This window comes from Kitasatospora sp. NPDC057738 (genome assembly GCF_042798815.1).
GTDB lineage: Bacteria > Actinomycetota > Actinomycetes > Streptomycetales > Streptomycetaceae > Kitasatospora > Kitasatospora lactacystinica.
The window spans coordinates 31,676-37,485 of sequence record NZ_JBHVJT010000053.1; the positions used below are offsets into that span (position 1 = coordinate 31,676).

Below are 5,810 nucleotides of genomic sequence, written 5' to 3' on the forward strand. Positions count from 1 at the left end.
GGGGGCTTCGCCGGGCCGCCCCCCCAGCGAAGGCGGCCGGGAGCGCTCCGTCAGTGGGCCGGGGTGAGTTCGGCGAGGAGGGCGGGGCCGGTCCAGCCGGGGGCGGTGCCGGGGGCGGCCGACTCGGCCTCGTGGACGAGGGTGATCAGGCGGGCGTTGGCGGGCGCCGTGAGGCCGTGGCGTTCGGCGAGGGCGACGATCTCGCCCTGCAGCGAGTCGATCTCGGTGGGGCGGCCCCGCTGGAGGTCCTCCCACATCGAGGAGCGGGCCGTCGCGTCGATCTGCAGGCTGGCCCCGGCCAGCTCCTGGAACTGCGCGTCCGGCAGTTCGAGCACCTGCGGCATCACCTCCGGCGGCACCGGGCCGAGCTGGGCGGGCGCCATCCCGGCGGCCCGGAACACCGCCAGCGCCTCCAGCTGGCAGCGTGCCACGCACTGCCGGTACGCCAGCTGCCCGACCTGCTCGCGCAGCGGAAGCCCGGAGAGCGCGTTGACCGCGTTGTTGAGGTTCATCAGCAGCTTCGCCGCCTGGACGGCCGGCATGTCCGGCCGCAGCTCCAGCAGCAGACCGCCCGCCCGGGCGGCGTCGGCGAGGGCGTCCGCCCCCTCCTCGGCGGCCAGCATCAGCGAGCCGCCGCTGCCCTGGTGGAACGCCGCGGTCCCGGTCCGCACCACGTTGTACGGGACCATCCCGGCCAGCACCCGGTGGGACGGCAGCGCGGCCGCGAGCACGTCCACGTTGCGCAGACCGTTCTGGAAGCTCACCACCACCGTGTTCGGACCGAGGTGCGGGGCGAGTTCCCGGGCGGCGGTCGCGGTGTCGGCGGACTTCACCGTGACCAGCACGTAGTCGGCGCCGGCCGCGGCCTCCGGGTCGGCGGCGGCGGTCAGGTCCCGCACCTCGCGCCGGGCCTCGCCCGGGCCGGTGAGGGTCAGCCCGTCCGCGTCGATCGCCGCCATCGCCGCCGGCCGGCCGATCAGGGTGACGTCGGCGGTCGGGGCGAGCATGCCGCCGAGGTGGCAGCCGATGGAACCGGCGCCGAACACGGCGATCCGGAGCCTGCGCTGGGCGGGGGTGGTGGGCACGGGGCTGCTCCAGGGGGAAGGCGGACGGCGGCGGGGATCGTCAGTCGAAGAGGTCGGGGTCCGAGAGGGTGATCTGGTCCCACAGCGGGCGGGCCTGGAACCAGCCGGCCAGCGAGGTCCCGATCTGGTTCCGGGCGATCAGCGCGGTCTCCCGGTCGATCGGCTTCGGGGTGCCGGCCGCCATCGCCAGCAGCTGCGCCTGGCAGGAGCGCTCCATGGTGATGAACCACCAGACCGCCTCGGCCACCGACTGGCCGACCGTCAGCAGGCCGTGGTTCTGCAGGATCACGGCCTTGTGCCCGCCCAGGGCGGCGGCCACCCGCTTGCCCTCCTCGGTCTCGGTCACGACGCCCCGGTAGTCGCTGTACAGCCCGTGGTCCTCGAAGAAGACGCAGGCGTCCTGGGTGATCGGGTCGAGCGGGATGCCGAGGCTGGAGAAGGCCTTGCCGTAGAGGGAGTGCGAGTGCGCGGCCGCGACCGCGTCCGGGCGGGCGGCGTGCACCTGGGAGTGGATCGCGAAGGCGGCCCGGTTCACCGGCCGCCTGCCGTGCAGCAGGGTGCCCTCGTGGTCGACCAGGATCAGGTCGGAGGCCTTGATCTGGTTGAAGCTCATGCCGAACGGGTTCACCCAGAACCAGCCCGGGTTCTCCGGGTCGCGGACGGTGATGTGCCCTGCGACGCCCTCCGAGAAGCCGAACCGGCCGAACAGGCGGAATCCGGCCGCCAGTTGTTCCTTCCGGTACTGGCGCTCCTCCTCCACCGAGTCGAACACCGGCGGCAGCGGCAGGGTCACCCCCTCCGGGGCCGGTCCCACGACACCGGTCGCCGCGTACGGGTCTTCGGGCTGCTGCGGTGCGGACATGGCGACTCCCGGGGCTGCTGCGGTGGGGCGAGGGGCTGGGGCTGAGGGCCGGCTGGGCGGGGGCAAATCAAAGATGCGTTCGAAAGATACATACCTTTGGTACCGGCCCTGTGGCTATGATCAATCTGATCATCGATCAGGGGGAGGGGCAATGATGCGCAGGGTATCGGCCACCTGGGCAGTTGGAATCGCCGCAGGTGCGGCACTGCTCGTCGGCACCACGGCGACCCTGGCAGCAGCACCCGCGCCCAGCACTGTCGCCAAGCAGCTCAACGAACCGAACCAGTCGGTCGTCGGGCAGCTCAACGAGCCCAACCAGTCGGTCATCGGGCAGATGAACGAACCCAACCAGTCGGGCCAGTGACCATCCCGCTGCTTCGCGACACCACATCCGCCCTCGCCCCCTTCCGGGACCCGGACAAGACCTTCGGGCAGTTCCTGGAGGAGAAGTGGACCGCCGTCTGCCGGGGCCTGGGGATCAGCGGGTCGGAGACGGCCCGCGTCCTGCAGGACCTGCGGGACGTGCTCAGCCCGTGGGGCGCGCGGCCCATCGGGACCCGGTGCAATCCGCCGTCGTTCGTCTCGACCGACGGCTTCCCCGCCGAGCTTTCCGTCAGCTGGAAGGCGGGGAGGCCGGAAGTACGCATCCTGTTCGAGTCGCTGAGCTTCGACCGCACTCCGCTCGGATGCCAGGAAGCCGGACGGGAGTTGACGCTTCGGCTCGCCGAACGGCCGGGGGTGAGCATCGAGCGGTACCTCGACGTCGAGGACCTGTTCGTCACGGCCCGTCCCGGCCTCAACCGGCCCACCGTCTGGCACTCCCTGGCCTGGCAGCCCGGCGAGCGGCCGCACTACAAGGTCTACCTCAACCCGCAGGCGCACGGCCCGGACCGCACCCACGAGGTCATGGCCGAGGCCATGCGCCGGCTGGGGCTGGCCGAGGCCTGGGAGCCGGTGGGACGGCGGTGCGGGGAACTCGCCCGGCGCGGGCACGAGGTGGAGTTCTTCGCCCTCGACCTGGACGGCGGAAGCGCCTCCCGGGTGAAGGTCTACTTCCGCCACCTCCCGATGCCGATGGACGAGTTGGACACCGTTGCCGCACTGTCGCACCGCCACGATTCGGCGAGGGCGGCCCGAGCCCGTGCCGTGATCTACGGGCGGGACGGCGGCACGGTGGACAACGAGCCCATGACCTGCCTGGCGTTCCGGGAGGGTGCGACGGGGCCCGAGGAGGCCAACGTCTACCTGCGGCTACCGGGCAACACCCGCAGCGACGCCGAGGCCGCCGGGCGGATCGCGGAGCTGATGCGGATCGAGGGCGTCGATCCGCGCCCGCACGCCGAGGTGCTGCGGCAGCTGACGGCCGGGCTGCCCGGGGGCGAGAGCGGGGTGCAGGAGCTGTGCAGCTACCGCACCATCGCACCGGGGACTCCGGCGCACATCGGGCTGTACCTGCGCTTCAACACGTACGGGACTGTTCCTACGGCTCCTACGGCCTGAGGTCGCGGTTGCGCCTGAACTCGCGGATGAGCGCGAGGAGGTTGACCAGAGTGCTGGCCGGGACGTTGCCGATGTCGACCAGACGCCGGCCGTGGAGGTTGATGTCGCCGGGGCTGGCGGAGGGCCAGAGCAAGCCGAATTCGCGGCCCTCGGTCCGGAGTTCGACGATGAGCTGGGCGACCTGGCGCGAGGTGAGGTGCAGCAGGGCCGGGTCGGCGGGGTGGATGGGGTGGTGGGCGCTCACGCGACACCGTCCTGCTGCAGCTCGAACCAGACGGTCTTGCCGAGGTGTTGGGGGTCGACGCCCCAGCGGTGGGTGAGGCCCGCGACCAGCTGGAGGCCCCGGCCGGTCTCGGAGAGGAGGGCGAGGGGGCCCTGCTCCGGGAGGAGGGGGCTGCGGTCGGAGACCGCGACGCGCAGGGTGTTGGCGCGGTGATGGATCAGGATGACCGGGGAGGTCGTCTCACCGCGACGCCAGGCGTTGACGATCAGTTCGACCATCGCGAGTTCGGCGTCCGCGATGAGGGAGGGCGGCCAGCCGGCGCTGGTCATCCCGTCGCGGAGGGCGTCGCGGGAGAGGGTGAGGGAGGGGGAGTTGAGGTTACGCACAGCGTCTCCCGGAGGGGGAAGGGTGAGACCGGCGGATGCGTCGCCGTGAACGAACCCACTGGACATGGGTGTTCTTCGGTGCCCGAGCAGCGTTACTGACGATCCGTTCGGTGATCGGTGCATCACAGACTGTAGGGCATGCGATAGCAAATTTGCTAGCAGCCTCTAGAAGATGTGCCTATCTGTTCGCTGGACTCGTCACGCACACGCGGTGGATGCTGGGGAGATGCCACCTACCCCAACCGCACGCCGGAAGCGCGTCGGCATCGAGCTGCGAAAGATGCGAGAGACCGCCGGACGCACGGCCGGAGACGCTGCCGCCGTTCTTGGGCTGGACCGCAGCAAGGTCACGCTGATCGAGCAGGGCTCCTATCCGATCAGCGCCGAGCGGGTCCTTGCGCTCGCCACCGAGTACGAGGAGGCCGACTCCGCGTACATCGACGCCGTTGCCGAGATGGCCGCCGACCGGACGAAGGGGTGGTGGGAGGAGCACAGAGGCCTCGTCCCTGCCGGAATTCTTGAGATTTCCGAGGTCGAGCACTATGCCGGCACGCTGGCGACGTACCAGATCTGCCATGCTCCCGGGCTCATGCAGACCGAGGAGACAGCTCGGGCCATCTTTCGAGAGGTCTATCCGCCTCTACGACCGCTGAACATCGAAGCACGGGTCGAGAACCGGATGCGACGAGCTGAGCTCCTGACGCGAAGCGATCCACTCGACTACGAAGCGATCGTGCACGAGGCCGCGCTTCGCATGGAGTTCGGAGGGGCAACTGTCGCCCGGGAACAGCTGAAGCACTTGTTGTCGCTCTCAGAAGCTCCCCACGTGACGCTGCGCGTGCTGGAGTTCAAGGCCGGCGGTTTCAAGGGGGCAGGCCAGGCCGTGCTGTACGCCGGCGGGCCCGTGCCCCGCCTCGATACGGTGCAGTTGGACTCCGTAGGATCGCCAGCGTTCCTGACCGAGATGAATCAGCTGGAGAACTACCGGAGCATCCTCGGGGCGATGCGTGATCGCGCACTCGATCCATCGGCCTCCCGTGACGCGATCTCCAGCATCATGAATAGCCTGTGAGGCCTCCATGGAAGAACTCGCTTGGCGAAGGCCCAGCGCCTGCGGCGATGGCAACAATTGCCCTGAGGTAGCCATAGGCCCCGATGCCGTCTACGTCCGCACCAGCCTCCGGCCCGACGCCGTCGCCCAACTCGATGTCAGTGAGTGGCGTGACCTTGTGTCCGCCATCCGCGCCGGCGAGTTCGACGCCTGACTTCCCCGCCGCACCGACCGGGGACTCCTGTCCCCGGCCGGTGCTTCAATCGTCCCTATGCGGATAGAGCGCCACCATGTAGCAACCCCTCCCCTCGGCGACTTCTCCGCTTCTTCCCGGCGCCCGTCGCCCTGCTCTCCCAGGTGGTCGACGGCGACGAGGACGGCTTCGACCTCGCCCTCCTGGAGGCTCTGACGGCTCACCGAGACCACCACCGCGTCGCCGACCGCGCCACCGAGCTGACGGCTCCGCTCAGCCTCGACGTCCTCGCCCTCGCCTGCCACGCCCGCCGCCACCGCGGCTGGGCCGTCCGCATCGAGTCGCCCTGTCTCCCGGCCCGGCTGCTCCGGGACCGCGATTCGTCGCACGGGCGCTGAGCTGCTAATATTCTCGGCATCGCGAGAGAGATGATCTCTCGTCAGGCGTCAGCGGTGCTACCAGAGCACGTCCTACTTTCAGTAGGAAGAGTCCGTGCAACCCGGGCCTGGC

At 70.3% G+C, this 5,810-nt stretch carries 9 protein-coding genes; 5 read left to right on the top strand and 4 right to left on the bottom strand.

Features of this window, described 5'->3' with window-relative positions:
• Positions 1-50: 50 nt before the first annotated feature.
• Positions 51-1,085: a 2-dehydropantoate 2-reductase gene (locus ACFVGO_RS26430; RefSeq protein WP_380359184.1), complete on the bottom strand. Its 1,035-nt coding sequence runs from the start codon at positions 1,083-1,085 to the stop codon at positions 51-53.
• A 40-nt stretch (positions 1,086-1,125) separates the two neighbouring features.
• Complete coding sequence (locus ACFVGO_RS26435) at positions 1,126-1,947, bottom strand: class II aldolase/adducin family protein (protein ID WP_359915423.1); 822 nt, start codon at positions 1,945-1,947, stop codon at positions 1,126-1,128.
• Positions 1,948-2,098: 151 nt separating this feature from the next.
• On the opposite strand from ACFVGO_RS26435, the gene ACFVGO_RS26440 reads away from it, so the two are divergent.
• Together ACFVGO_RS26440 and ACFVGO_RS26445 are read left to right on the top strand one after the other, a co-directional pair.
• The gene (locus ACFVGO_RS26440) at positions 2,099-2,311 is read left to right on the top strand and encodes a hypothetical protein (protein WP_380634414.1); all 213 of its coding nucleotides are present in this window, start codon (positions 2,099-2,101) and stop codon (positions 2,309-2,311) included.
• Complete coding sequence (locus ACFVGO_RS26445; RefSeq protein ID WP_380634415.1) at positions 2,308-3,447, top strand: tryptophan dimethylallyltransferase family protein; 1,140 nt, start codon at positions 2,308-2,310, stop codon at positions 3,445-3,447. The genes ACFVGO_RS26440 and ACFVGO_RS26445 overlap by 4 nt, the downstream gene beginning before the upstream one ends.
• Here ACFVGO_RS26445 and ACFVGO_RS26450 read toward each other — a convergent pair.
• Both ACFVGO_RS26450 and ACFVGO_RS26455 read right to left on the bottom strand, forming a co-directional pair.
• The gene (locus tag ACFVGO_RS26450; protein ID WP_380359172.1) at positions 3,437-3,691 is read right to left on the bottom strand and encodes a hypothetical protein; all 255 of its coding nucleotides are present in this window, start codon (positions 3,689-3,691) and stop codon (positions 3,437-3,439) included. The two genes, ACFVGO_RS26445 and ACFVGO_RS26450, sit on opposite strands and share 11 nt — an antisense overlap.
• Positions 3,688-4,056: an ATP-binding protein gene (locus ACFVGO_RS26455; RefSeq protein ID WP_380634417.1), complete on the bottom strand. Its 369-nt coding sequence runs from the start codon at positions 4,054-4,056 to the stop codon at positions 3,688-3,690. Before ACFVGO_RS26455 ends, ACFVGO_RS26450 begins: the two co-directional genes overlap by 4 nt.
• 226 nt (positions 4,057-4,282) lie before the next feature.
• Here ACFVGO_RS26455 and ACFVGO_RS26460 point away from each other — a divergent pair, with 226 nt between their 5' ends.
• The 3 genes from ACFVGO_RS26460 to ACFVGO_RS26470 are packed head-to-tail and all read left to right on the top strand — an operon-like array spanning position 4,283 to position 5,698.
• Positions 4,283-5,128: a helix-turn-helix domain-containing protein gene (locus ACFVGO_RS26460; RefSeq protein ID WP_380634419.1), complete on the top strand. Its 846-nt coding sequence runs from the start codon at positions 4,283-4,285 to the stop codon at positions 5,126-5,128.
• A gap of 7 nt (positions 5,129-5,135) precedes the next feature.
• Complete coding sequence (locus ACFVGO_RS26465; protein WP_380634421.1) at positions 5,136-5,321, top strand: DUF397 domain-containing protein; 186 nt, start codon at positions 5,136-5,138, stop codon at positions 5,319-5,321.
• The gene (locus ACFVGO_RS26470; RefSeq protein WP_380634446.1) at positions 5,318-5,698 is read left to right on the top strand and encodes an immunity 49 family protein; all 381 of its coding nucleotides are present in this window, start codon (positions 5,318-5,320) and stop codon (positions 5,696-5,698) included. Before ACFVGO_RS26465 ends, ACFVGO_RS26470 begins: the two co-directional genes overlap by 4 nt.
• Positions 5,699-5,810 lie beyond the last annotated feature (112 nt).

What these genes read in the sequence shown, in the direction of transcription:
- ACFVGO_RS26440 (WP_380634414.1), top strand. Translation starts at nt 2,099, where the DNA reads ATGATGCGCAGGGTATCGGCCACCTGGGCAGTTGGAATCGCCGCAGGT.
- ACFVGO_RS26465 (WP_380634421.1), top strand. Translation starts at nt 5,136, where the DNA reads ATGGAAGAACTCGCTTGGCGAAGGCCCAGCGCCTGCGGCGATGGCAAC.
- ACFVGO_RS26435 (WP_359915423.1), bottom strand. Translation starts at nt 1,947, where the DNA reads ATGTCCGCACCGCAGCAGCCCGAAGACCCGTACGCGGCGACCGGTGTC.
- ACFVGO_RS26460 (WP_380634419.1), top strand. Translation starts at nt 4,283, where the DNA reads ATGCCACCTACCCCAACCGCACGCCGGAAGCGCGTCGGCATCGAGCTG.